22 protein-coding genes and 1 tRNA gene are annotated in these 25,570 nt (G+C 68.7%); 4 read left to right on the forward strand and 19 right to left on the reverse strand.

Annotation, left to right across the window (positions count from 1 at the left end):
* Positions 1–125: 125 nt before the first annotated feature.
* The 5 genes from OJI97_RS15650 to OJI97_RS15670 all read right to left on the reverse strand — a co-directional run bounded on the left by OJI97_RS15650 (position 126) and on the right by OJI97_RS15670 (position 4,923).
* A complete protein-coding gene (locus tag OJI97_RS15650) occupies positions 126–815 on the reverse strand; it encodes a Crp/Fnr family transcriptional regulator (protein WP_297665027.1) in 690 nt (229 codons plus the stop codon).
* Positions 816–877: 62 nt separating this feature from the next.
* On the reverse strand, positions 878–2,080 hold the full coding sequence (locus OJI97_RS15655) for an NnrS family protein (RefSeq protein ID WP_297664994.1): 1,203 nt from the start codon (positions 2,078–2,080) through the stop codon (positions 878–880).
* Positions 2,077–4,329: a nitric-oxide reductase large subunit gene (locus OJI97_RS15660; RefSeq protein ID WP_297664996.1), complete on the reverse strand. Its 2,253-nt coding sequence runs from the start codon at positions 4,327–4,329 to the stop codon at positions 2,077–2,079. Before OJI97_RS15660 ends, OJI97_RS15655 begins: the two co-directional genes overlap by 4 nt.
* Before the next feature lie 31 nt (positions 4,330–4,360).
* Positions 4,361–4,693 carry a cupin gene (locus OJI97_RS15665; RefSeq protein WP_297664997.1) on the reverse strand — a complete coding sequence of 111 codons (333 nt, stop codon included), beginning with the start codon at positions 4,691–4,693 and terminating at the stop codon, positions 4,361–4,363.
* Between the two features lie 2 nt (positions 4,694–4,695).
* On the reverse strand, positions 4,696–4,923 hold the full coding sequence (locus tag OJI97_RS15670) for a hypothetical protein (protein WP_297664998.1): 228 nt from the start codon (positions 4,921–4,923) through the stop codon (positions 4,696–4,698).
* A 39-nt stretch (positions 4,924–4,962) separates the two neighbouring features.
* Between OJI97_RS15670 and OJI97_RS15675 the strand changes: the two genes are divergently transcribed.
* The gene (locus OJI97_RS15675; protein WP_297665000.1) at positions 4,963–5,670 is read left to right on the forward strand and encodes a Crp/Fnr family transcriptional regulator; all 708 of its coding nucleotides are present in this window, start codon (positions 4,963–4,965) and stop codon (positions 5,668–5,670) included.
* A 91-nt stretch (positions 5,671–5,761) separates the two neighbouring features.
* Here OJI97_RS15675 and OJI97_RS15680 read toward each other — a convergent pair whose 3' ends face one another.
* The 11 genes from OJI97_RS15680 to OJI97_RS15730 all read right to left on the reverse strand — a co-directional run bounded on the left by OJI97_RS15680 (position 5,762) and on the right by OJI97_RS15730 (position 20,840).
* Positions 5,762–8,614 (reverse strand): CHAT domain-containing tetratricopeptide repeat protein, encoded by a 2,853-nt coding sequence (locus tag OJI97_RS15680; protein ID WP_297665002.1) that lies wholly within the window; start codon positions 8,612–8,614, stop codon positions 5,762–5,764.
* 23 nt (positions 8,615–8,637) lie between these two features.
* Positions 8,638–9,216, reverse strand: a complete 579-nt coding sequence (locus tag OJI97_RS15685) for a hypothetical protein (protein WP_297665004.1) — start codon at positions 9,214–9,216, stop codon at positions 8,638–8,640.
* Positions 9,213–10,487 (reverse strand): HAMP domain-containing sensor histidine kinase, encoded by a 1,275-nt coding sequence (locus tag OJI97_RS15690; protein WP_297665006.1) that lies wholly within the window; start codon positions 10,485–10,487, stop codon positions 9,213–9,215. Before OJI97_RS15690 ends, OJI97_RS15685 begins: the two co-directional genes overlap by 4 nt.
* Positions 10,488–10,558: 71 nt before the next feature.
* Positions 10,559–11,245, reverse strand: coding sequence for a response regulator transcription factor (locus OJI97_RS15695; RefSeq protein WP_297665008.1), 687 nt, complete (start codon positions 11,243–11,245; stop codon positions 10,559–10,561).
* 79 nt (positions 11,246–11,324) lie between these two features.
* Complete coding sequence (locus OJI97_RS15700) at positions 11,325–12,212, reverse strand: SH3 domain-containing protein (protein ID WP_297665010.1); 888 nt, start codon at positions 12,210–12,212, stop codon at positions 11,325–11,327.
* Positions 12,213–12,327: 115 nt separating this feature from the next.
* Complete coding sequence (locus tag OJI97_RS15705) at positions 12,328–17,592, reverse strand: hypothetical protein (protein ID WP_297665012.1); 5,265 nt, start codon at positions 17,590–17,592, stop codon at positions 12,328–12,330.
* Between the two features lie 28 nt (positions 17,593–17,620).
* Complete coding sequence (locus tag OJI97_RS15710) at positions 17,621–18,904, reverse strand: tetratricopeptide repeat protein (RefSeq protein WP_297665014.1); 1,284 nt, start codon at positions 18,902–18,904, stop codon at positions 17,621–17,623.
* 189 nt (positions 18,905–19,093) lie between these two features.
* Positions 19,094–19,170 (reverse strand) — tRNA-Arg (locus OJI97_RS15715).
* 45 nt (positions 19,171–19,215) lie between these two features.
* Positions 19,216–19,680 (reverse strand): DUF1178 family protein, encoded by a 465-nt coding sequence (locus tag OJI97_RS15720; RefSeq protein WP_297665016.1) that lies wholly within the window; start codon positions 19,678–19,680, stop codon positions 19,216–19,218.
* Between the two features lies 1 nt (position 19,681).
* Positions 19,682–19,942: a glutaredoxin 3 gene (gene grxC, locus OJI97_RS15725; RefSeq protein WP_297665017.1), complete on the reverse strand. Its 261-nt coding sequence runs from the start codon at positions 19,940–19,942 to the stop codon at positions 19,682–19,684.
* A gap of 4 nt (positions 19,943–19,946) precedes the next feature.
* Positions 19,947–20,840, reverse strand: a complete 894-nt coding sequence (locus OJI97_RS15730; RefSeq protein WP_297665018.1) for a double zinc ribbon domain-containing protein — start codon at positions 20,838–20,840, stop codon at positions 19,947–19,949.
* 44 nt (positions 20,841–20,884) lie between these two features.
* On the opposite strand from OJI97_RS15730, the gene OJI97_RS15735 reads away from it, so the two are divergent.
* Complete coding sequence (locus OJI97_RS15735; RefSeq protein WP_297665019.1) at positions 20,885–21,733, forward strand: methyltransferase domain-containing protein; 849 nt, start codon at positions 20,885–20,887, stop codon at positions 21,731–21,733.
* Positions 21,734–21,842: 109 nt separating this feature from the next.
* On the opposite strand, the gene OJI97_RS15740 is transcribed toward OJI97_RS15735, so the two are convergent.
* Positions 21,843–22,265: a (deoxy)nucleoside triphosphate pyrophosphohydrolase gene (locus tag OJI97_RS15740; RefSeq protein WP_297665020.1), complete on the reverse strand. Its 423-nt coding sequence runs from the start codon at positions 22,263–22,265 to the stop codon at positions 21,843–21,845.
* A gap of 72 nt (positions 22,266–22,337) precedes the next feature.
* On the opposite strand from OJI97_RS15740, the gene OJI97_RS15745 reads away from it, so the two are divergent.
* Positions 22,338–22,517, forward strand: coding sequence for a Flp family type IVb pilin (locus OJI97_RS15745; protein WP_297665022.1), 180 nt, complete (start codon positions 22,338–22,340; stop codon positions 22,515–22,517).
* 136 nt (positions 22,518–22,653) lie between these two features.
* Positions 22,654–22,833: a Flp family type IVb pilin gene (locus OJI97_RS15750; RefSeq protein ID WP_297665024.1), complete on the forward strand. Its 180-nt coding sequence runs from the start codon at positions 22,654–22,656 to the stop codon at positions 22,831–22,833.
* A gap of 90 nt (positions 22,834–22,923) precedes the next feature.
* Here the strand turns inward: OJI97_RS15750 and OJI97_RS15755 are convergent, their stop codons facing one another.
* On the reverse strand, positions 22,924–24,417 hold the full coding sequence (locus OJI97_RS15755; RefSeq protein ID WP_297665025.1) for a M48 family metalloprotease: 1,494 nt from the start codon (positions 24,415–24,417) through the stop codon (positions 22,924–22,926).
* Between the two features lie 93 nt (positions 24,418–24,510).
* On the reverse strand, positions 24,511–25,458 hold the full coding sequence (locus tag OJI97_RS15760; RefSeq protein WP_297665026.1) for an acetyl-CoA carboxylase carboxyltransferase subunit alpha: 948 nt from the start codon (positions 25,456–25,458) through the stop codon (positions 24,511–24,513).
* Between the last annotated feature and the right edge of the window lie 112 nt (positions 25,459–25,570).

Below are 25,570 nucleotides of genomic sequence, written 5' to 3' on the forward strand. Positions count from 1 at the left end.
GAGCAGCCCTGCGCCAGCCCGCTCTGGACCCCCGCCTTCGCGGGGGAACACGATAATATCCTCATATCAGCCAGTCCACACGTGGCTGAATCCCCACAATCCCTAGGCAGGCACTCAGGAGAGCGTCACCCCGCCATGTCCTCCATCGCCGCGCGGTCGTTGATGACGATCTCGCGGCGCGAGGGCAGGTCGAGCAGGCCGTCGGCGCGCATTTTGGTGAGCTGGCGGCTCGTCGTCTCGATCGTCAGGCCCAATATGTCGGCGATCTGCTGGCGGCCGAACGGCAGTTCGAACCCGCTCCGCGTCCCGGCATTGCAGCCCTGCCCCGACAGTCGCTCGGACATTTCGAGCAGGAAGGAAGCGACCTTCTCCGACGCCGACTTGCGGCCGAGCAGCATCATCCAGTGCCGCGCCCGGTCGAGCTCATCGAGCGTGCGGCGCAGCAGCTTGTGCTGCAGATCGGGGTGCGCGCTCGCAAATTCGTCGAAGCTCTTGCGATTGAAGATGCACACCTCGGCATCGGTCATCGCGGTCGCGCTATAGGGGCTTTCCTTGCCGAACGGGCGGCCGATGAAATCGGAGGGAAAGACGATACCGACGATCTGCTCGCGTCCGTCGGCGGCCGCGACGACCAGCTTGAGCACGCCATCGAGGACATTGGCGACGACCGGCGCGTCATCCCCTTCCCACAATAAGGTGTGCCCGGCCTTCACCCGCTGACGGCGGCCCAATTTTCCGAGCAGCGCCAGTTCGTCGGCATCGAGGCTCGCGCAGATGGCCCGGTTGCGGACGACGCAGGTTGCACAATCGGTCACCCGCCCGTCATAGTCGACTGCGGCGCTGCTGGGAAGGGACGATGGCTCCCAAAGCGCCTCGGTCATGCCGTCCGCGCCGGCCGCACCGCCATCGGGACATAGGCGAGCAGGAACAGCAGGAAAGCCGCCGCCCACAGCCCGCCCGCCACCGCGATGACCGTCAGATAATCGAAGGGCAGCAGCGGCGCGATCACGCGCAGCAGCGCGCCCCAATGGACGAGGATATAGATGAGGACGGTCGCGCGGTCGGCCTCGAGCGGGCGGCCGGTGTGGCCGCGCGTCGCGCGCGTCATCACCGCCAGCGTCATCGCCCCCATCGCCCCCGCGCCGAGCGCGTGCACCGCGCTCGACACCGGCAGAACCGGATGCAGCGTCGCACAGCCGAGCAGGACCAGCCCCGCCGGCAGCCAGGCGTAGGAGAGGTGGAGGACGAAGACGAGCGGATCGCGGAGCGCCTTCACCCCCGCCCAGCGCGCGAGGCGAACGAACTGGAGCGCGCCCGCCGCGATCAGCAATCCGGCCGCGACGGCGCTGGCGGGTCCCGCGACCCACGCCGCGAGCGCCAGCGCGGTGGCCCCGATCACCGCCATGTCGAAACGGTTCGGCAAGGTCGGCAGGCCCTCTTTGCTCCCCCGCCGCATCAGCCAGTTGCGCGTGAAGGCGGGGGTGATGCGCCCGCCGATCAGGGAGATCAGCAGCAGGATCAGCGCAAAGCCCATATGCACGCCGAGCATCGGGTCGGCGAGCGCGCCCATCATCGCGGCATGGTCGAGCGCGCAGGCAGTCGCGAACAGGAAGAGGATGATCAGGATCGGCTTGTTGCGGTTGCCCGAGACGAAAATCTCGCGCGCCGCATAGGCGAGCAGGATGAGGAGATAGAGGACATCGAGCGCCGCGCCGGCGAGCGGCGGCACCGTCGCCGAAAAGAGGATCGCCAGCCGCGCCGCCAGCCACAGCCCGCCGACCGCCGCGACCCGCCAGCCGGTCACCGTCGGCCGCCCCGTCCAGTTGGGCATGGCGGCGCTGACGAAGCCGCCGATGATCGCGCCGAGATAGCCGAACAGCATCTCATGCTGGTGCCAAGCGAGCGGGTCCATCGCGATCGGCAGCGTCCAGCGCCCGCCGAGCGCGCCGACCCACAAGGTCACGACGATGACCGCCCACAGCGCGCCGCACCCGAAGAGCAGGCGATAGCCGCCGCGCAGCCACAGCGGCGAGCGCGCATCGGCGCCCGGTGCGGCGGCGGCCATCATCACCATGCTCATGCCCGCGCGCCCTTCCGCCACAGGCCGAGGATCACGACCTGCCACGCGACCGCGACCCCGCCGACGATGAACACCACGTCGCCGAAGGTGCGGACCCAGCGCAAGGTTTCGAGGAAGCCCTGCTGGAGGAAGGTGTCGCTGCGCGCATACCACATGCCGGTGGTCACGCTCGCCTCGAACTGGAACAGGCCGACCGGCAGCAGGCTGGTGAAGATCATCAGCACCAGTCCCGCGTTGAGCCCCCAGAAGCCGACGCGCATCAGCCGCTCGCTGAACGCGATCTCGGGCCGGATGTAGCGCAGCACCAGCAGGGTGAAGCCCAATGCCAGGAAGCCGTAGACCCCGAACAGCGCCGCATGGGCGTGGACCGCGGTGGTATTGAGCCCCTGAAGGTAGAAGAGCGCGACCGGGGTGTTGATCATGAAGCCGAAGACCCCGGCGCCAAGCATGTTCCAGAAGGCGACCGCAACGAAGCAGATCAGCGGCCAGCGCAGCGCACGCATCCACGGCGCGCGGTCGCGCAGGCTCCAATGCTCCCACGCCTCGTAACCGAGAACGATCAGCGGCACGACCTCGAGCGCGCTGAACGCCGCGCCGACCGCCATCACCGGGGTCGTCGTCCCCGAGAAATAGAGGTGGTGGAAAGTGCCCGGCACCCCGCCGACCATGAACAGCGAGGCGGAGGCGAGGCTGGCCGCGGTCGCGATCCGCTTCGACACCAGCCCCATCGACGCGAAGATGAAGGCGATGGCGGCGGTCGCGAACACCTCGAAAATGCCCTCGACCCACAGGTGCACGACCCACCAGCGCCAATATTCCATGATCGTGATATGGGTGCGCTCGCCATAGAAAAGCCCCGAGCCGTAGAAGAGCCCGATCGCGACGGTCGAGACAGTGAGCAGCAGCAAGAGGCTCCGGTCGCCCCCCTTCTCGCGCCGCAACGCGGGCATCATGCAGCGCAGCATCAGCACCAGCCAGAAGAGCAGGCCCGCGAACAGCGCGATCTGCCAGACGCGGCCGAGGTCGAGGAACTCATAGCCCTGATGCCCGAGCCAGAAGCCGAGCCCGTCGGGCATTTCCTGTGCGATGGCGAAATAATTGCCCGCGAACGACCCGACGACGACCAGGATCAGCGCCCAGAACAGCAGGTCGACCCCCAGCTTCTGATGCTTCGGGTCGCCGCCGTGGATGACGGGGGCTAGGAACAGCCCGGCGGCGAGAAACGCCGTCGCGATCCACAGCACCGCGCTCTGCACATGCCAGGTGCGGGTCAGCGCGTAAGGAAAATATTGCGAGACATCGATGCCGTAGAAGCTCTGTCCCTCGATCGTGTAATGCGCGGTGAAGCCGCCGATGAACACCTGAAAGATGAACAGCGCGAGCACCACGAACAGATATTTGCCGAGCGCGCGTTGCGACGGGGTCAGCGCCGCGAGCGTCAGCGGGTCCTTGTCGGCGGCGACGAGCGGCGTGTCGTCGTGGCGGCGCAGAAAGGCCCAGCCCCAGATCAGCGCCCCGACGCCCGCGATCAGGATGACGACGCAGGCGAGCGACCAGAGGATATTCTCGGGCGTCGGCTGGTTGCCGATCAGCGGCTCGGGCGGCCAGTTGTTGGTGTAGGTCGCGACCGTCCCCGGCCGCTCGGTCGAGGCGGCCCACGCGGTCCAGAAGAAGAAATCGGTCAACTTCTGCCGTTTCTCCGCGCTCGGCAGCGTATCTTCCTTCATCGCATAATTGTCGCGCATCTCATGCAGCGCCGGGTCGGTGCCGTAGAGCCTCTCATAATGCGCCGCGACGAGCGCGATCGCGCGGGCGCGGCGATCCGACACGGTGACGACGCCCGTCGCCGGATCGAGGGCGTTATGGCGATATTCCTGCTTGAGCTGATAGGTCAGCGCCGCCTTCTGCTCGACGGCGAGGGCGTCGAACGGCTTGCCATAGCCGTCCTCGGCCGCAAGGGTCAGCCAGGCGGTGAGTTCGCGGTGCAGCCAGTCGGCCGACCAGTCGGGCGCCTGATAGGCGCCGTGCCCCCAGATCGAACCGAGCTGCATCCCGCCGGTGCTCTGCCACGCCGCCTGCCCGGCCATGATGTCCTCGCGGGTCATCAGCACCTCGCCCGAGGCGGTGACGACCTCGGCCGGGATCGGCGGGGCCTTGCGATAGACCTCGACCCCCGAAATGCCGAGGATCGCGAAGGTCACCGTCAGGACCGCGATCAACGTCCACCAGAGCTTGCGATATTCGCCCATGGAAACCCCCTGTCGTTTCAAATAATCCGTGTCAGCCCGCCGCGCTTTCGTCGAACAGGATCGTCAGCAGCAGCGACGTGTCGGCGACCGCCTTGACCGCGTGCGGCGCCCCCGGTTCGAGGAACAGCCAGTCGCCGGTCTCGAGTTCGGCCGGAACGTCGCTCTCGATCCGCGCGTGCCCCGCGATGCAATAGAGCGTCAGCGATCCCGCAACGCGGTGCGGCGCGATCGACTGGCCGGCGCGCACCACCAGATGAATGGCCTCGAAGGACGGGGTGCGGGCCAGCGCCGCCGTCGTGGTGGCCCGGTCGCCGAGTGCGGCAAGGTGCGCCACTTCGCCGGGGCCGCAATGATGCAGCGCCATGCTCAACGCTCCCGAAGCCAGGCGCGGCGAACGAAGGCATGCAGCCATCGGCCGACGGCTTTCGCAAGGCCGTCATCGCCGGGATGGCGCAGGCGCCGCGCGTCGAGCGGCCCCGAACCGATCACTTCACCGCATTCCGGGCAGAACATCGTCCAATCTCCATGGGCCGCCCCCTCGCCCCTGCCCCGCACGATAGCAGAATCGACGGCGAGGAATTTGCGCTGGATCAAACTTCTCCCCTTCCCGCCGCAACGGACCTAGAAAGGCCTATGGCTGCCCCGATTCCCATCGACGCGGAAATGCTCGCCGACGTCGCGCTGCTGGCCGCGCTGCCGCGCGCCGTGCGGGAAGAAGCCGCCGCGCTGGCCCGTGCGCGGCCGCTGCCGCGAGGCCTGCGGGTCTTTGACCAGGGCGAGCGCGCCGGGCGCGCCCATGCTCTGCTGTCGGGCTGCGTGCGCATCACGCAATCGGGCAGCGACGGCGAGGAGATTCTCGTCCGCTTCATCGGCCCCGGCGAGATATTCGGCTGCGTCCCCGTTCTGACCGACGGCCTCTATCCCGCCGACGCGACCACGATGGTCGATTCGCTCGAACTGAGCTGGGACCCCGCCGATCTGCTCGCGCTGATGGAGCGCCATTCGCAGCTCGCCATCAACATGGTCGCGATCGTCGGCAAGCGGCTAGGCGAAGCGCAGGAGCGGCTGCGCGAACTGGCAACGCAAAGCGCCGAGCGGCGCGTCGCGCGAACGCTGTTGCGGCTGCTCGACCAGGCGGGGCGGCGGACCGGCGACGGCGTGCGGATCGACTTTCCGCTGCGGCGCAAGGACATCGCCGACATCGCGGGCACCACCCTCCACACCGTCAGCCGGTTCGTCGCCGGCTGGGAACGCCAGGGCCTGCTCGCCACCCGCCATCATCATGTCATCATCCGATCGCCGGACGAGCTCCGCGTCCTTGCCGAAGAATCGCCTGGCTGAAAGATCGGCAATGGCGCACCCAGGAGGATGAAAACCGGCTTGTCCTTGATGCAGACTTTCCACGCACAGCATGGATGACATGATCGCTAAATCAGCCCGAAAAAAGCTCGAATGGAGCCCATAGCACCGGACTGACGAGCCTTGCTTCGCCGTCGCTTCCCTCGCGAACCGTCAATATGGCGGCGCGCAGCGCATCGGCAGGCGTTTCGCCGCCGCGCATCCCGCGAACCGTGCCGACCGAAAGACGCCGCGCGACATCGTCGCGGACGGGCCAGTGACTCGCCATCACCTCCTTGGCTCCGGCAAGGAAAAACCCTTGGACGAGCCCCGAAAGCTGGGGCCGGTCGGCGCCGGCCGCGCCTGCACTGTTGCAGGCCGAAAGGATGACGAGACGCGCCGGCAGGCTGAGCGCGCCGATCTCGCTCGGCTTGAGAAGGCCATCGTCATCGCCCGCCGGGCTGAGCAGCAGCGCCGGCTCGTCCAACCCGTCGAAATCGCCGGGCAACAGGCCGTGCGTGGCGAAGGCGAGCACCGATCCCTGCGGCACCGCGGCCGCGCGCAGGCCCGCCTCGGTCGCCCGGTCGCCGATCAGCAGATGATTGCTGCCGGTCCCGAGCGCCTCCGCCAGCGACCCCAGTTCGCGCTGGGCATCGGGCAGGTCGGGCAATTCGTCGATCGCGCGCGCGGCGCCGCTCGATCGCATTGCCATCCGCTCGCCCGTCCGGCGGCCCTCTACGCCGCCGAGCGCCACCAGCGTATCGATCGCGCCGGTTCCCGTTTCGACGAGGGCGCCCTGCGGAGCACGCACCAGCCGGCTGATCGCCATGCGGTCGATCAGATAGACCTTGCGCCCGCCATCCGGCATCAGCATCCCGAACGGCAGCGCGCCGAGCGGCCCATTGGCGATCACCGTCAGCCGCTCCGCGCCCTTCAGCATGGCATCGGCCTCGCGGGGGAAAAGCCGGGCGTAGAGCGCCGCGGCGGCAGCGGGATCGAAATTCGACGCCGCGCCGCCGTCGATCGCGGCGCGCAGCCGGGCGACAAGGCCCGCCAGCCCCGCCCCGTCGGGGATCAGATATTGCCGCGTCCCGGCATCGGTCGCCATCGTCGCCAGCCAGGACGGACCGAGATCGGTGAACATGACCGACGCGCCGCGCGGCGAAACCGGGCTGGCGAATTGCGCGAGCGTCGACGGGGTGAAGACCAGCCTTGCCCGCTGCGCGGCCGGCAGCGCGGCGTCGAGGGCGGCGATCGCCTGCCGGTTGCCGTCCAGTTCGCGGGTCAGGCCGGCAAGATCGAAACCGGCATCCGGGCGCATCAGATTGGCGTCCAGCTTCGCCTCCAGCCCCTGCCGCGCCGCGAGAAGCTGGCGGCGCCTGGCGACCGTCGCCGCGAAATCGGGCTCGGCCGTCGCCGCGCGTTCGCTTTCGACGATCGCGAGCGCATCGTCGAGGCTGCTCCGCGCCGCCCATTGCTGCGCCTCGAACGCATCCTGGATCGCGCCGCGCCGCGCGAAGAGTTCGGCGAGCCAGCGATAAGCAGGCCGCTGGCGTTCCGCCTGCGCCGATCCGCGCGCGAGATTGGCGTTGAGCGTCAGCGCCCGGAACAGCGCGCGCGCCTCGGCCATCAGTTCCGCCGCGGGTCTGCTTTCGGCGCGGTCCTGCACCCGGAGCAGCATCGCGCGCGAGACCAGCAGATCGGGGTGCTCGGGCGGCAGCATCCGGCCGCGCAACTGGGCGGCCTCTGACGCGGCCCGTTCCGCCGTCGCCCAGTCGGCGTTGGCGAACGCTGCCTTCGCCAGATTGTCGCGCGCGTTGGCGCGGTCGCGATGCCCCTCGGGCAGGCGCGCGTCGCGGATGCCGAGCAGTTCCTGCGCCAGCGGCTGTGCCTCCGCCCCGTGCCCGGTGTCGAGCAGCGCGATCAGCCTCGTGTCGCGGGCGACCAGCGCGCGGTCGCTCTCGGCGCCGAGCTGCGCGTCGATGATCGGCGTCGCCGCGTCCAGAAAGGCGATCGCATCGGCGTCGCGCCCGGCGCGGATCAGCGCCTGCGCGAATTGGACGCGCATCGCCGCGCTGTTCTGATTGGGGCCGCCGTTGGCCCGCTCGGTCAGCTCATAGGCGCGGCGGATCATCGGCATCGCGTCGTGCGGGCGGTTCACGCGCAGCAGGATCGCGCCGAGATTGGCATAGAGATTGGCCATCATCGGATGGTCGGCACCGATCGCCGTGCCGACGCGCGCGATGGCGTCCTGCGCCGTCGCGATCGCCTCCTCGGTGCGGCCGGCCGAATAGAGATAGACGGTGCGATTGGCGTTCCAGATCGCGACGTCGGCGGGAACCGGATCGAGCGCCAGCGCGATGTCGATCGCCTGCCGGTTGCGCGCGAGCGCATCGTCGAGCCGGCCGTGTTCGAGATAGGAGGCCGCGAGATTCGACAGGGTCGTCGCATAGTCGCGCTCGTTCCGCCCCTTGGGCAGCGCTTCATAATCGGCGATCAGCCGCTCGTTGAGCGCGAGCGCCGCGTCATGCTCGCCCTTGAAATTGAGGATATAGGCGCGCGCGCCGAGCGCGTTGCGCCAGCTGTTGCGATAGGCGGAATCGGCCTCCAGCCGCGGGATCACGCGATCGACGATGGCGAGCGCGGCGTCCATGTCGCCGGCAAAGGCGAGCGCCATGGCGACATGCAGTTCGCCGAGCGCGACGTCGGGATGATCGGCGGGGTAGAGGCGCTTGGCCTCCGCCAGCGTCTCGTCGGCCAGCGCGCGGTATCCGGCGGGGTCGGCGTCGGCCGTCGCGGCATCGAACTGCGCGGTCAGGGCGTCCAGCCGGCTACGATCGATCGCGCCGTCCTGCGCCCCATCCTGCGCCCACGCCGCCGCGCTGCACGACAGCGCCGCGGCCATCCACGCCACCCGCGCCGCCCGGCCGATTTCCCCCGTCACCATATCTTCTCCCCCGAAAATCCGCCCTAATCGACCACCAGATAATAATGCGCCGTCGCCGCTCCGCCGTTGACGATCTCGATCCGGTAACGCTGCGTGAAGACGGGCGTGAAGCGGCAGTCGCGCACATGGGCAGGCGAGCGGTCGCAGACGAGCTTGCCCGCGCCGTCGAATATCTTCAGCCGCAGATCCTTCTGCGGCCGCGAATTGGCCGCAACCGTCGCCGCCTGCCCCGACAGGAAGAGTTGGTCCATGCGCCGCGCCGCGCCCGGCGCCAATGTGCCGCGAACATAGCCGGGGCCGAGCGCGCGGCCGCGCACCGGCGGAGCGGCATCGGGGAGCGCCGCGCGCCAGCGACGGACGGGATCGGGCGCATCGCCATCGATCGGCCGCGCTCCCTGCCGCTCGATCCGCTGCACCGCATCGGCGAGGGCGGCGCGATCGCCGGCCTCGAAAGCCGCGTCCGCCGCCAGCATGTCGCGCGCGAGCCGGCTGGCCGGCGACGCGGTCGCTTCTCCATTCCCCTCGACCGCGCGCGGCGCGGCGCAAGCGGAAAGCAGCATCAGGGCCATCGCAGCGCCCAGTCCCGTCGCCTTCGCGATCATGCGCCCTGTTCCTTCACGACGAAGCGCGCGCCCCGATCCGAGGGCATGAGGGCGATGGTCAGATCATGGCGTTCGGCGATTGCTTTCGCGAGCGCCAGGCCAAGCCCGCTCCCCGGCGAATCCGACGCTTCGCCGCGACTGCGGTAGAAGCGCCGGAAAATCTTCTCGCGATCCGCCTCGGCGATGCCGGGGCCGTCGTCCTCGACGGTCAGCACGGGACCACCAGCGAGCGAAAGCCGGATGGCCCCGCCTTTCGGCACATATTTGAGCGCATTGTCGAGCAGATTGGTCACGAGCTGGGTCAGTTGCATTTCCTCCCCGTCGAACAGGATGCCGGGCGCAATATCCCAAGCGAAGATATGGCCCGAATCCTCGGCGCTGTCGGCATAGAGCTCGCAGATTCGCGTGACCATTTCGCTGAGGTTGAACCGCTTGAGGCCGTGACGATCGCCCTGGCGCGCCTTGCTCGCCGCGATGTCGAGCAACGATTCGAGCATCGCCACGAGGCGCTTGATGTCGGCGCGTCCTTCGAGCAGCCGCGCGGCAACGGTTTCGCCGGGATCGGCGGCGAGCGCCTTGGTCAGCCGCCCGTCGAGATGCATCAGCGGCGTACGTATCTCGTGCGCGATCTGGTCCGACGTGTCGCGATACGCCTCCACCAGCCGCTTCTGCCGCGCCAGCGCCGCGGCGCTGTGCCCGGTCAGCTCGTCGATCTCGTCGGTTCGCCGGCCCGGCGTCATCGCGGTCAGCCGCTCGTCGTCGGATTCGCGAAAAGCCTCGTTCAGACGCTGGATGCGCCAGTGCAGCCGCCCCGCGGCCGATCTGCCCAGCGCGCCGACTAGCAACACGAACAATGCGCCGCCGCCGAGGAAGGCGAAGGCGACATGGCGGCGAAGCGCGCCATTGTCCGACGTCTCGCGTGCGACCAGCAGTTGCAGGTCCGGCGCCAGCCGCGTCGCGCGCGCATAGGCACCCGTCCCCTCGCCCACCCGAATCGCGCCGCTTTCGGAAACCGACGGATCGAGCTTCGGCCATTGGTGAATGTCGCCCGCGATGCGCCGCCCGGCCGCGTCGGCGAGCATGTAATGCGGCGCGCTGCCGTCGCGCGGGGTGATCGCGAGCCGGTCGGCGATCCGGCGTTCGAGCTCGTCGCGGCCGCTGGTCGCATAGATGTCGGCGAGCCCGGCGAGATCGACGTCGATCGCGCGGCGCGCCGACGTCTCCAGCGTCGAGCGGATCGTCTGGTCGGTCAGCGTCCACAGCCCCAGCACCAGCGCGAGGGACAGGAGGATCGCAACGGCGACGAGGCGCGAGAAGATGGAACGGCGGGCGGCGATGGCGGCTATCTCCCGTCCAGCAGGCGATAGCCCGAGCCCCAGATCGTTTCGAGCGCCGGGGTCGCGAACCCCTCCTCCAGCTTGCGCCGCATCCGCCCGACATTGACGTCGACGACATTGGTCTGCGGGTCGAAGGACATGTTCCACACGTCCTGCAACAGCATCTCGCGCGTCACGACCTCGCCCGCATTCTCCATGAAATAGCGGAACAGCTCGAACTCGCGCGGGCTGAGCGCAAGGTGGCGGTTGTCGCGAAAGGCGGTGCGCGCCTTCACATGGCATTCGAAGGCGCCATAGAGGATCACCGCGCTATGCTCGCGCCCGGCCGCGCGCCGGTGCAATGCGCGCAGGCGCGCGAGCAGTTCCTCGGCCTCGAACGGCTTGGCGAGATAATCGTCGGCGCCGGCGTCGAGCCCTTCGGCGCGATCGGTCGTGCGGCCGAGCGCCGAGAGCATCAGCACCGGCGTCCCGACCCCGCTTTCGCGCAGCCGCTTCAGGATCGTCAGCCCGTCGAGATCGCCGAGCATACGGTCGAGAATGATGACGTCGAACTTTTCCATGCCCGCGCGCAGCAGGCCGCCCGATCCGCTATTTTCCCAGACGACGATATCGCCCCGACGCGCGGCCAGCTCCTGAACCTCGCCCGCGGCGCGTTGATCATCCTCGACATACAGGATTTTCAGCGTTTCCATGCTGTTGGCGCAGTCATTCCCCCGAGATTGCGACCCCGGCCCTTGTGACATAGCCACCGGGCCGGGGCAAGCCGGACGCTCAGCCAAGATCCTCGACCGACACCCAGCCCTGAGTGCCATAGCCGTCCTTCACTTCGATGAAGAGGCCGTCGCGCTTGCCGGTCGGGGTCAGGTCGGTTCCGGCGCGCAAGGCGCGGACCGAAGCGCCGTCGGCAGCGGGCGTCGCACGCATCACCGTGTCGATCGCGACATTCGCCCCAGGAGCAGCAGGCGCGGCGGCGACGACGACCGGCTGCGCCTTGGGCAGCGAAGCGAGGGTCGCGCCTTGCGCGGACACCGCGTTGAAGGCCTTGACGAAGGCCTCGACGAGCATCTTGCCGTCCTTGCTCGCGCCATAGCCGGCGGCGTTGGCGCCCGCAGTCCAGGCATTGCCGCCGCCAAAGCTGATCGAGGTCTTGCGCACCTCGCCGGTGCCCGCGATGATCGCCTGCCCGGTTGCAGGGCTGAGCAGCTTGATCCCGGCGGCGACACGCTTCTTCTTGCCGCCGAGGCCGCCGAACATGCCGAGCAGGGCACCGCCCACCGGAACCTTGGAGATGATGCTGCTCGCGGCACCCGAGCGGACCAGCCCTTCGACCGCCGCCGATTTCGCCATCTCGACCGACTTGTCGACCTCTTCGGAATCGCCGGCGACGACGTTCATCAGGAAATCGGCGGGCGTGCCCGCCGCCGGATTGTGCGGCGTGAAGCAGCCCGATTCGCGCGCGAGCGAATTGATCAGTTCGCGCGGCGAGCCGAGCCCATAGTCCGACCAGCCCTGCGTATCGCCCTCGACCACGGCGATCGTGCCATAGCTTTGCGCGCATTTGTCGAGCGTGATCTCTTCCTGCTCCGCCGCGTGCGCGATGGACGCAGTGCCCGCAAGCAGCGCGGCGGCGGCGGCGATGACGGCAATCGACTTTTTCATGAAAACCCTCCCTGTCCGAAACAACGGGATTATGGGCCGCGCGGCGGACGCGGCCCACACACCAAGGCTGTCATTCCGATGACAATCGCCGTTAGGAGGCCGGGCTTTCCTCTCCCTACGGCCTGTTCGACCGAAAGGACACCAGTCCGCCCAGCAACGCCTCGGCCTCTGCGCGCAGCGTGGCGGGGGAGGCCCCGGCGATCGGCGTCACGCCCGGCGCGGGCGGCGTGGCGGGATCAACCAACGCGGGAGGCGAACCCGCCGGCGCGGTCCAGCGATCCCAGCCGCCGCCGGGCGCCGCTGCGATCCCGGCGCTGCCGGGGGCACGGGCATAAGGGTTGGTGGCCGGCGGCGTGGCGGTGAACGCTGCGGCGCCGATGATGCGATCGCCGCTCTGGCGCTGCATCGTATAGGTCAGCGCGATTTCGCGGCCCTGGGTTCCGGCGAGAAAGCCTTCCCAGATCGGCCGGCAGCCGCCGCAGGCTGCGCCATCGACGCTCACGCCCTGGCCATAGGTGCCGATCACCCGGAAGGCAGAGGTCGCGCCGATCGAGATTTCGCTCGCCCCGACGTCGGCAAGGCCGCCCGCGGTTTGCATTGCATAGCTCGCCCCGTCCTGAGTGAAGGCCATTTCGATGCCCAGTTTCGGGGTCGCGCCGAACAGCACCGCGGCCGCGCCCGAGGTCAGCTCGCCCGGCAGGCCAATCCCCGCGACCGAGGTCGGTCTGGTGCCGCCCGCGAGCTGATAATCCACCCGGCCGCTGGCCGGCAGATCGGTCGCGGGCGTGCCGACGATGATGTGATAGCCCTGATTGCCGCTGAAGGTGATGGGCTGCACGGGTCCGGCGCGCACGGTCGCCAGCGTGCCTTCGGTCCAGCGGGTCCAGCGGACTGTGCCGCTGGCGGTCTGGCCGTCGTCGGCATTGCGGGCGGAGCCGATGCCGTCGGACAGGCGGAGGTTGAAATGCTGTTTCAGCGCGACGATCTCCCCCGCCGCGTCGGTCTGGTAGGAGACGAAGCCGAAATTGCCGCCGCTCGTGTCGAGATCCATCGTCTCGTTGCGGCCCGCTTCGGTCACGAACATGTCGGTCAGCACGTCGGCGTTCGCCGGGTTGCCGGTGCTCGTCACCGGCGGCGGCGCGCCGGTCAGCGTGCCGTTGCCGAAAAGCGCGGCGCCGATCACCGCCTTGGCATCGCCCAGGTCGTTGCCTGCCTGATAGGTCAGGCCGAGCTGCTCGCTGCCGCCGGCAAAGGCCCCCTTGGCGTCGAACTGGCAATCCGCCGTCTGGCAATCGGGTCCGGCGACCCCGGAAACGCGGAACGCGAAAAGGCCGCCGCTGTAGGTGGTGAGCGGTGTGTCGCTCTGCGCCGGGTCGGCCATGCCGCCCGTGGTCGCATAGCGGAACGTGCGGTTGGATTGGCCGAGCAGGCCCGGCATGGTGATGGTGGCGTCGAACGCGATCTTGGGCGCGGTGCCCAGCACGATCGCCATGTCGCCATCGAACCCGCCGGCCGGCAGCGAGCCGTCGACGATCGTCGGCCGCGTCGCGGCGAGCAGGTCATAGCTGATCAGGCCCTGCGCCGGCAGCGCGAAGCCGGTCTCGACCGGCCGCACCAGCATATAATGCAGCCCCTGGTCGGCGCTGAGCGTGAAGGGATTGGCGCCCGTGTTGACGCCGTCGGTCCAGCGGCCGATCAGCATGTCGGCGTTGCCCGACACGTCGGTGATCGTCGTGCTGCCGTTCGTCCTGGTGACGCCCCCTTCGCGCGTATATTGAAGGAGCCCGCCGTTGGCGGCGAGATCGTATGCCGTCGCCCGCGATCCCGTTTCGCTGCCCGGCACCACCGGCCCGCCTTTCAGCGTCAGCGTGGTGATGAAGCCCACGACCGGGCTGGCCGGATCGAAGCCGCCAGCATAGGCGAACTGCGGCGGCGCCGCGACGCTGTTGTATTGCGGGTCGGGGTCGGGGTCGCCGCCGCCGGTGCCGGTGGCAGCAAAGGCGACCGTGCCCTGAATGCGCTCGGCGCGCTGGAAATTGGGGTTGTCGACGGTCTGATAGGTCATGCCGATCCGCTCTTCCGAGCCGCCGAAGCCGCCGTAGAAGAGGATCAGACAATTGTCGCTGCTACAGGCGTCGCCGCTGCCGGTCATCGTGCCGTTCATGTTGAAGACCGGATTGATGCTGCCGGTGCTCACCAGCGCGCCGGTGTCGCGTCCGGCCGACGCAAAGTCGTAGCGGACGTCGCCGCCATCCTCGGGCATGACGATCGTGCCGTCGAAGCCGTAGCTGAGGTTCGACGGGCCGAAGCCGATGGTCAGATCGGCGTCGAAGCTGCCCGGCGCCGCGCGGCCCGAGGCAAAGACGGGCTTGGTCGCGGCGAGCACCTCATAATCGATCGTGCCCGTCGTCGGCAGCGGCGCGGCGAGCGGGGCGGTGACGACCCAGGGAAGGCCGCCGTTGGGTCCGATGGCGACGGTGCCGCCGCGAAACCGCGCGGTCCCGTTCGTATAGCGGCCGACGACCACCGACGCATCGCCGCCGACATCGGCGACCTCCGCATTGACGTTGGCAAGGTCGCCCGCGTCGGTCAGCGCCCCGTTGGCGTCGAGCTGGGGCGCTCCCGACGCCTGCGCGGAGACGCCGGCATGGGCGGCATAGGCACGCGCGCCGGTCACACCGCTCGGGAAACCGCCCGGATAATTCGGGTTGGTGCCGGGATCGGTGCCGTTGCCGGGCAGCCCCGCGAACCGGTCGGGGTCGGCGCCGGTTTCGATATAGGCGAGATAGCCGGTCAGGAATTGCAGCGCCGCACCCGAAAACTGATCCTCGAGCACGCCCGCGCGGTCGAGCGCGGCCAGATAGGTTTCGACCTGTTCGGGGGTCAGCGCGGTATATCCGGACGGCGCGCCGCCGCCGAGCAGATAGGCGTAATAGGCCTGCACCGCTTGCAGCCAGTTCGCATAGACGGGCAGCCCCCCATAATCGGCGGGATTGCCGCCACCCGCAAGGAAGGCGTAATAGGCGCCAAAGAAGGCGTCGAGATCGCCGTGCGCCGCGAAGCCGCCCGCCGCGTTCAGCGCCGCCAGATAGGCCGCGACCTGCTCCTGCGTCAGCTTCGTGTAGCCGGCCGGCAAACCGCCGTTCGCGAGATAGGCATAATAAGCGTTCAGCGCCGCGACATAGCTGTCATAGGCGGGAAGATCGGCATAGCGGGCCGGATCGCCGCCGCTCGCCAGATAGGCGTAATAGGGCGCGAAGAAGCCATCGAGATCGGCAAAGGCGGCCAATCCCCCCGCGGCGTTGAGCGCGGCGAGATAGGCGCGGATCTGCGCCGGGGTCAGCGCGCCATAGGCCGCCGGCAGGCCGCCGTTGGCCAGATAGGCGTAATAGGCGTTCAGCGCCGAAACATAGTCGGCATAGACCGGCAGGCCGCCGAAGCCGTTCGGCGCCCCGCCGCCGGCCAGATAGGCGAAATAGGCGTCAAGCAGCGTGGCGTTGTTGCCGAGAAGGCTGGCAAGCTGGCCCGAGGCCGCAACCGCGTCGAGATAGGTTTTGAGCGTCGCGAGACTCTGCGCGTCATAGTCCGCCGGCAAACCTCCTCCCGCGAGGAAGGCCGCATAGGCGTTGAGCGCCGCGGCGAAGGCGGGATAATCGGGCGGCACCGGCAGCCCGGCATATTGATCGGGATTGCCGCCGCCCGCGACGAAAGCGAAATAGCCCGAATAGAAATCGGCGAGGTCGTCGAGGAAGCGCCCGCTCGCCCCCGCCGCATCGAGCGCGGCGAGATAGGCGCGGATCTGCACCGGGGTCAGCGCGGCGTAGGCCGATGGGACCCCGCCCTTCTCCAGATAGCCGTAATAGGCGGTCAGCGCCTCTGCATAGCCTGCAAAGATATTGGCGGGCAGGCCCGCGAAGGCATCGGGCGCCCCGCCGCCGCGCAGCCAGTCGAGATAGGCGGAGAAGAAGGCCGCCCGGTCGCCGGCCACGCTGGCGAGCAGTCCGGACCGCGACAGCGTTTCGAGATAGGTCTTGAGCGTCGCCGCATCGAGCGCGGCATAGCCGCTCGGTAGCCGCCCCGCCGCGAGCCAGGCATAATAGCCGTCGAGCGCCGCGCGATACTGGCCGGCGAACGCCAGCCCGCCGTTCGCCAGATAGGCATCGAGCAACGCGCGGTCGCTCGCTCCAAGCTGCGCGGCCAGCCCGCTCTCCGACAGGAAGGCGATGTAGCGGGCGATGGTGTCGGCGCTCGCCTGCGTGAAATCGCCGGGATCGCCGCCGCCCCGCACGAAAGCGAAATAGGCCCTGGTCAAATCGACGAAGCGCGCGGTGAACAGGTCACGGTCGCCGCCGCCGCGCAGAAAGGCCAGATAGGCCTCGGCCAGCGTGCGGTCGCTCGCGCCGAGCTGGGCCAGCCGGCCGCTGCGGTCGCTATAGGCCAGGAACGCCTCGATGTCGGCGAGGCTGGCCGCGCCGAAGCTCGACGGCGCCGCGCCCGAGCGCAGCAGGTCGAGATAGTCGCCGAGGAAGCCCGCATAAGCGGTGAGGAAAGCAGCGCGCGAGCCGCCTCCGGCCAGCCACGATAAATAGGTGCGGACGATGTCGGCCTGCGCCGCCGGAAAGGGCGAGCCGCCATAGGCGTGCGCGACATCGCCGGCCTTGGCCACGAGCAGCGCGAGGTCGCCGCTCGGAAAACTCTCGATCGCCGGATTGGCGACCGCCGCATCGACGCGGCGCGCCGCCGCCAATATGTCGCTCGACGCTCCGGCGGCCGCCAGCGCATCGCCCAGCGTCACCGGCACCCCGTTCTGCGCGGCGGCGGCGGGGCCGCCGTCCGCCATCGACGCAATCTGCGGCATATCGGCGCCGGGGGTCGCCTGCGCGCCGTTCGCGACGGTGCGCTCGGGGCGCTTGCCGGGCGCGAAAGCGAACATCTCGCCCGCATCGAAACGCCGCATGTCGCCCGCGCGGCCGATGCTCGCCTGGCCGGTCATCGCATGGCCGCGGCCGGTGCCATCGGCGGCGACGCTGAAGTTGGCGGCCGCGCCGCGCCCGCCGACCCGCCCTTCGATGCCGTCCGGCATATGGACGATCGTCTCCCCGGCGCCGCTCGCGACGGTCAGGCTCCCCGCATAGAGATCGACCGAGCCGTCGGCGTTGATCCGATAGTCGGCGGCGTCGAGCACCGACACGGTCGCGCCGCCGTCGAGCCGGATCTGCTTGAGCCCGTCGACCTGATGGACGCGCTCGCCGAGCGATAGCGCGGTGTCGCCCTTCGACGAGAAGAGGACGTCGGCGGCCAGCGCCGGCGTCGCAAGCGACAGGCCCGAAACGGTCGCCATCAGCACGGCGCTGAAACGAAGATTGGGATTGGCGGTCATGGCGTGGTCTCTCCCCAGGATCAGCGGATCAGAATTCGAGGCGAAGGCCGGCCGAGACGGTCCAGCGTTCGTAATCGTAAAGGGCGATGTTGCTCCAGTTGCGCGTCCAGGTGGCGCGCGGCTGGAAGAAGAGCCTGTCGGTCAGCGCGAACTTCACGCCCGCCGTCAGGTCGATGCGCTCGTCGTTGCGCTTCGTCAGGAACAGCACGTCGGCCTGATCGTATCGGCGCAGGTCGAACGCCGCCCCGGCGACGAGCGCCAGTTTCGCGGCCACCGGAAATTCGCCGCCGATGCTGGCGCCCGCGAACCAGTTGGATTCGGCATCGCCCGCGCGGCGGCGCACCTCTTCCTTGCCGCCGGTCAGATTGGCGGCGACGGTGCGCGTGACATAGCCGACGCCCATCGCATAGCGGTCGGCATCGCGCAGCGGCGCGCCGTCATAGTCGAGCCGGTTCCATTGCGCCGACAGCGTCAGCGCGCGGCCGCCATCCAGCGTCTTCGTATATTGGCCGATGACCCCGTAGGAGGTGCGATAGCCGTCGTGGCCGAGCCAGAATTTCTGTGCCTGCCCGGACAAGGACACCACGTCGCGGTTGGCGAAGCTGTGCGCATAGCCGGCCGTGCCGGTCAGCGCCGCCTGATCGAAACCGCGGCTATCGAAATTGTCGCGCCAGTTGCCGAGCGCGCTCGCGAACAGCCGGTCCTGCCGCCCGATCGCGGTGACTGCGGACACCCCGCCCTGAAGCTCGTAATATTCACCGTCCCGCGCGACCGCGCCGGGGCCGAGCGTGCCGGGGCCGAGGAAACTGAACAGCGGAATGACGATGCTGGTGAGGTCGGTCGCGGCGTTGATATTGCTGTCGTGCCCGGCGCGCGCATCGAGGAAGCCCGAGACGTCGGACCCGCCGCCGCCGATCTGCTTATCGAACTGGCGCACGAAGCCGGTGAAGCGCTGCCGTACCGGATCGGGCAGGCTGGGATCGTCGACGACGGTGGCGAATTCCTGCCGCGCCGTGTCGATGTCGCCGGCGAGCGCATAGGCGCGGGCGAGTTCGGCGCGCGCCGGGGCATTGTCGGGCTGGACCGCCAGCACGCGCTGAAGCGCGATCACCGCTTCGCCATAATGGCCCGCGTCGAGCGCCGCGATCCCCAGCCGATAGTCGAAATCGGGATCGCCGGCGCGCTCGCCGGCCTGCCCGGCCAGCGCATCATAGCCGGCGGGCACCGGCGCCTCCTGCGCATCGGCCGCCTGCAACGGCATCATGGCCCCCAGCGCAAGCGCCGCCAGGCTGGTCGAGAATCGCTTCGTCATGGCCCCCATCCATCGATCGTTTCCGTGGGAACCGACCTATGGGGTTACCCGCCATCTTGTCCGCTGACGAAGCCCGTAGGAATGATGACAATTGCTGACAGGATCGGCGGGTCCAAAGCCACGCTCGCAAGGAGCGCCCCGGCCGACCCGGATCGGGCCGCGCCCGCGGTTCTCTCTTTTGTTCGGCAATGGTGCGCCCGGCGGGATTCGAACCCACGGCCCCCAGATTAGGAATCTGATGCTCTATCCTGCTGAGCTACGGGCGCGCCGGCGCTCGTTTAGCGGCGGGGAGCGGCGAGCGTCAATCGCGATCAATTGATCGCGTCGGGCGGGACGATCGGTACCAGCAAAGGCATCGCCGCGATGCCGTCTTCGTGCAGCGCCTGCGCCTCCTGGGGCGAGGCCTGGCCGTGGATCAGATCCTCCGCCGCGCGCCCTTCGTGCATCGCGCGCGCCGCGGCGGCGAAATCGCGGCCGACCCAGCGCGACTGCGGCAGCATCTCTGCCTGCTTCGCCGCAATCTCGGCCAGCACCTTGCGCACCAGCTCGGGCGAGGGATCAGCGGTATTGGCGGGCGGAGCCACAGCGACCGGTGCCGCCTGGTTCGATTTCGCGCCGACGCGCGGCGCCATCACCGCCTTCTTCACCTCGGCATCGCCGCAGACCGGGCAGGCGATCAGCCCGCGCGCCTGCTGGTCGGCGAAGCTGTCGCTGCTCGCGAACCACGCCTCGAACCGATGCCCGCCGGCGGCGCAGCAGAGGTCGAAGACGATCATCTCAGCCCGCTTTCAGCAGCGCGTCGAGCTCGCCCTTGGCCTCGAGCGCGGCGAGATCGTCGCTGCCGCCGACGTGCCGGCCGTCGATGAAGATCTGCGGCACGGTGCGTCCGCCGTTCGCGCGCGCGACCATCGCCTCATGGCCGGCGCGATCCATCGTCACGTCGATTTCGCGATAGGCGGCGCCCTTACGGTCGAGCAGCGCCTTGGCGCGCGCGCAATAGCCGCAAAACGCCTTCGTATAGATTTCGATCGTCGCCATATGGCTATCCTGCCGTCCTTTCGTCCCCGATATCGGAATCCAACGAGGCAAAGTCAAATATGTTGCTCGTCATCAGCGCATCGGGGACGACGCGCGCCCAGCTCAGCGCCGAAATGCGCGCCGCGCCGCTGCGCCGAAGCGCCCGCGCCGCCGCGCGCAGCGTCGCCCCGCTCGCATGGACGTCGTCGACCAGCACCAGATGCCGCCCCGCCGCCCGCGCCCGCGCATCGGGGGCGAGCGCGAAGGCGCCCGCGACGATCCGCTCGCGCTCGCGCCGTCCCTTGCCGCGCAGCGCCGCCGTCGCCCTCGCCCGGACGAGCAGATGCGGGTCGTGCGCGGCGCCGGTCAGCCGCGCCAGCGCCTCGGCGACCAGCGCCGCCTGGTTGAAGCCGCGCGACCAGAGCCGCCAGCGGTGGAGCGGCACCGGCACCAGCAGCACCTCCTCGCTCCTGCCGAGCGCCGCCAGCGGCCGCGCCATCAATTGCGCCATCAGCCGCGCGTGCCCGGTGCGTCGACCATATTTGAGGCGCAGCGCGACGGTGCGCGCGACGGGGCCATAGGCGACCGCCGCGGGCGCGCCGTCGAACGGCGGCGCATCGGCCATGCACGCGCCGCATTCGACCGCGCCGCCGGGCAGCGCGGTCGGCAGCGGAATCGAGCAACGCGCGCAGGCGGGGCCGTCGAGGAAGTGCAGCGACGACCAGCAGGACAGGCAAAATTGGCGATCCTCGCCGACGATCACCCCGCATCCGGGGCAGCGCGGCGGCAGCGCATAATCGACGGCGGCGCGCCCAGCCGTTCGTAGAAAGCGAAACAGCGTCTGCCCTGCGTTGCTGTCCGTCGCGCCGTGCACGTCGATTTCGGCATCCCCGGCGGCCATCGTCAAGTCGTCCCCCATGTCGCGACTTGTGCAGCATCGCCGGGAGGGGCACAAGCGCGCGCATGTCGCAGCCCTCGCCGCTTTTCTCCCCCGCCCGCCACGCCGCGCAGCGCGACCGCATGGCGCGCCTGCCCGCCGCCGCCAATTTCCTCGCGCCGATCATCGCCGACACCTTGCTCGACCGCTTGTCGATGGTGACGCGGAGCTTTGCGCGCACGCTGCTGATCGGGGCGCACGACGCGGGGCTGGCGGACCATCTGCGCAGGGCCGGAACCGACCTCACCTTGTTCGAAGCGGGGCCGCGGCTGGCCGCGGCGGTGGGCGCGCTCGCCGGCGAGGTCGATGCGATCGACCTGCCGCTGGCGAGCTTCGACCTCATCGTCTGGCCGGGCGGGCTCGAAGCGGTGAACGACGTCCCGGGCGCGCTCGTCCGCCTTCGCGCGCTGCTCGCGCCCGACGGCCTGCTGCTCGGCGCCTTCCTCGGCGACGGCAGCCTGCCGCGCCAGCGCCGCGCAGTGATGAGCGACGGCGTGCGCTCGATCGCGCGGCTGCATCCGCAGATCGACCTGGCGTCGATCGGCAATCTGCTCCAGCGCACCGGCTTCGCGCTGCCGGTGGTCGACGTCGACGCGCTGACCGTGCGCTATGGCGACTGGTTCGCGCTGGTCCGCGACCTGCGCGCCGCCGGCCTGTCGAGCCGCCTCTCGCCCGCGCCGCCGCCGCTGACGCGCGAGGAAGCGGCGCGGATCGCCGCCGCCTTCGCCGCGCAGGCCGACCCCGACGGACGCATCGCCGAAACTTTCCGCCTGATCCACTTCAGCGGTTGGGCGCCGCACCCCGATCAGCCGAAACCCGCGCGGCGCGGCAGCGGATCGGCTTCGCTTGCGGAGGCGTTGAAGACGCGCGGGTGAGATATTTTCCTAGAGCATCGAGCCCTTAATTCGACTCACCGTCCGATGGGTGTCTCGACTTCGCTCGATACGAACGGAATTGGGATAGTGCCGATTGACGCGCGACGCCCTAAACCAGCGCCTCGATCAGCCCGATCAGCGGCAGGTCGGCGGGCGGCATGGCGAGGGTGTGCAGTTCGATCGGCCGCAACCAGCGCAGCGCGCTCGCATGCATCGCCTGCGGCGTCCCGCGCCATTTGCGGCAGACATAGAGCAGCAACAGCAGATGCCGGTCCCCCAGCGTGTCGCTCGCAAAACAGGCGGGAGCGAGGCAGCTATGATCGACGTCGATCGCCAATTCCTCGGCCAACTCGCGGATCAGCGCACGTTCGGGCGTCTCGCCGGGTTCGATCTTGCCGCCCGGAAACTCCCACAATCCCGCCATCGGCTTGCCGTCCGGCCGTTGCTGGACGAGCAGCCGCCCGTCGCGGTCGACGAGCGCCGCGGCGACGACGGTGAGGATGGAAACGGCGGTATTTCCCGCATTGGACACGGACAAATTATTAACCCTCCTGTGCGACCCTCGAAAGCCTCGGGAACTATAACTTCAGTCAGGGGCGGAACAATGAACAAGATTCAGGGGCTGCTGCGGTCGACCAGAGCCGCGACAGCCGTCGAATACGGGCTGATACTGGCCCTGATTTTCATCGCTGCAATGAGCGCCATGACGGCGGTGGGGAAATCCGCCAACACGATGTGGAACCATGTTTCCGATACATCGACTGAAGCGATGAACCGCAATTAGGGTCCAGAAATGGGACTCGGTAGCGCAGCAAAGACATTCGGGCATTAAGCTTTTCAAAACCAATTGCCCCTAACTTTGCGGATGTTGACCCAGACCAGACCGTCAACAGGGTAAGTGAAGCATCAGGAGACCAGTCATGAAATTCTTCAAGAAATTCATCCGCAACACCAAGGCCGCGACCGCCATCGAATATGGCCTGATCGCCGCTCTGATCGCCGTCGCCGGCATCACCGCGATGGGCGCCGTCGGTAACAGTGTCAGCAACACCTTCACCAAGGTTGGCACCGAACTCAATACCGCCAACTCCAAGACGTAAGCCTCCTCTGCTCCGTCTCGATCCCGATCGAGGCGGACCGGATGAAGGAAGGAGGAGCGGAAGACATCGTCTTCCGCTCCTCTTTTCGCGTCAGCGGCTGGCGTAGACGACGATCTTGAGCTTCTGCCCCGGCGTCAGCCGGCTCGACGCGGTCAGGCGGTTGAGCACCTGGAACCGCTCGGTCTGATAATCCGGATAGGCCATGCGCCGTGCCAGCGTCGCGACGGTGTCGCCGCGGCCGACCGTGACGACATCGACCCGCCGCGGCCGGATCGCCGCCGCTTCGCTCGCATTCAGGCGCCGGACGCTGTTGAACATCGAATTGAAGACGCCCGCACCGCCCGCTTTCGTCAGCGTCACGAAATGGAAGGCGCTGCTCCGCGAAAATTCATAGGCGAAGACGGTGACGTCGACCTGCCCCGACTGGGTGTTGGCGCGCGCGACCGAATAATAAGCGGGAATCCCGTTCACCGTCGTGCGCTGAACGCTGCCCGGGCTCAGCGATGCATTGCCTGCCACCGCCTTGAACGCCGCCGCGATATAGGCGTTCATGTCGCCATTATAGGCCGCGGTCGTGAATTGCGCCTGGCCGCCGTTGCCGCTCACCGAAACCGCGTCGGTCGCGTTCTGCATGCCATAGCCGTTCGGCACGGTGAATTTGAGCCGGAGGGCGGGGTGCAGGAAATCGCGCCCCTCGATCACCCCCTGCGCGGGGTCGTCGCCATAGAGCACCCCGTCGACCGAGGCGAGAAAGGCGTCGGCGTTGCGCACGCCGCCGCGCCCGACCTTCGCCGCCAGGCTTTCGGCGTTGCGGACGCGCGAGGCGGGGTCGGGGTGGGTGCTCGCCCATTCGGGGATCGACCGCGCGTCGCCGCCCGACAATCGCGCCTCGAGATTGGTCTGGTTGGCGAGGCTCGCGAGCATCGTCGACAGCGCTAGCGGGTCATAGCCCGCCTTCTTCAGATATTGGACGCCGAGCTGGTCGGCCTCGAGTTCCTGCCCGCGCGAATAGCCGAGCGTCGCGAGCTGCGCCGCCTGCATCGCATTATTCTGGAGCAGGCCGCCCAGCCCGCCGAGCAGCCCGCCATTGTCGCCGATCGCACCGCCGATCACCGCACCAAGCACACCGAGGATCGTGTTGCGCGTCGCCGCTTTTTGCCTTTTCTTGCTGTGCTGCGCCGCGACATGGCCGACCTCGTGCCCCAGCACGCCCGCGAGTTCGGCCTCGTCGTTCATCAGCGCCATGAGCTGGCGCGTGACATAGATATAGCCGCCGGGGATCGCGAAGGCGTTGTTCACCGGCGAGTTGAGCAGAGTGACGGTGAAATCCTTCGGCGAGCGCGACAGGCCCGACTGGACCGCGATATTCTGCCCGATCCGGTTCACATAGGCCGCCTGCGGACCATTATAGGCGCCGCCGAATTCGGCGAGAAGCTGCGGATGCGCCTCGTCGCCCTGCTTGCGTTCGGCGGGCGTGATGTTCGTCTGGGTCCGGATCGCCTTCAGTTGCGCGTCGGCGGCGCCGGTGAAAGCGAACGCCGAAAGCGCAAACGCCGCCGCCAGCCTGTATTTCGTCTTCCGCATTATCCGAGACTCCCCATCGGTCGAACCAAGCCCCTCCCCTGAAGGGGGAGGGGCTAAATCAGCAGAACGCGGGCGCCTTGCTCCCGTTCCCTGTCAGCCCCGTCCCATCGCGAGGAACTTCTCCTCGCGCGCATCGAGCAGCTTCTCGCGCGGCAATCCGACCAGCAAATCGAGCTCTTCGGCGATCGCATCGCCGAGCGACCGGATCGCGGCCTCGGGCGCGCGGTGCGCGCCGCCGACGGGTTCGGGGACGATGCGGTCGATGACCTTCAGCCCCAGCAGATCCTGCGCCGACATCTTCATCGCGGTCGCCGCATCGGCCGCCTTGTCCGACGTGCGCCAGAGGATAGAGGCGCAGCCTTCGGGCGAGATCACCGAATAGACGGCGTGTTCGAACATCAGCACGCGGTTCGCCGCGGCCAGCGCGATCGCACCGCCCGACCCGCCTTCGCCGACGATCGCCGCGACCATCGGCACGCCCAGGGCGAGGCATTGCTCGGTCGAGCGCGCGATCGCTTCCGCCTGGCCGCGCTCCTCGGCCTGGATGCCGGGAAAGGCGCCCGAGGTGTCGACCAGCGTCACCACCGGCAGGCCGAAGCGGTCGGCAAGCTGCATCAGGCGGATCGCTTTCCGATAGCCCTCGGGCTTCGCCATGCCGAAATTATGCTTCATGCGCGACGGGATATCCTCGCCCTTTTCATGGCCGATCACCATCACGCGGCGGCCGCGAAAGCGCGCGAGCCCGCCGAGGATCGCCTGGTCGTCGCCGAAATTGCGGTCGCCCGCCAGCGGCATCCAGTCGTCGAACATATCCGCGACATAATGTTTGAAATGCGGCCGGTCGGGATGGCGCGCGACCTGCGTCTTTTGCCACGGGGTCAGCTTCGAATAGATGTCGCGCAGCAATTTCGAGGACTTGTCCTCCAGCCGCGCGATGTCGCCATCGATGTTGAGCGAGGGATCGTCCCCCATCTCGCGCAGTTCGGCGATCTGCCGATCGAGCGCCGCGACCTGTTTCTCGAAATCCAGAAAGGCTGTCATAGGGGAGCGCTAATGCGAAGGCCGGGCGAGGTCAACGCCGGAAGAAATCTGAATAAACCCGATTCCCCGAGCGAAGCCGAGGGGTTCGTTCGAGCGAAGCGAGAACCCGCAC

The organism is Sphingopyxis sp., assembly GCF_025869345.1.
Lineage (GTDB): Bacteria > Pseudomonadota > Alphaproteobacteria > Sphingomonadales > Sphingomonadaceae > Sphingopyxis.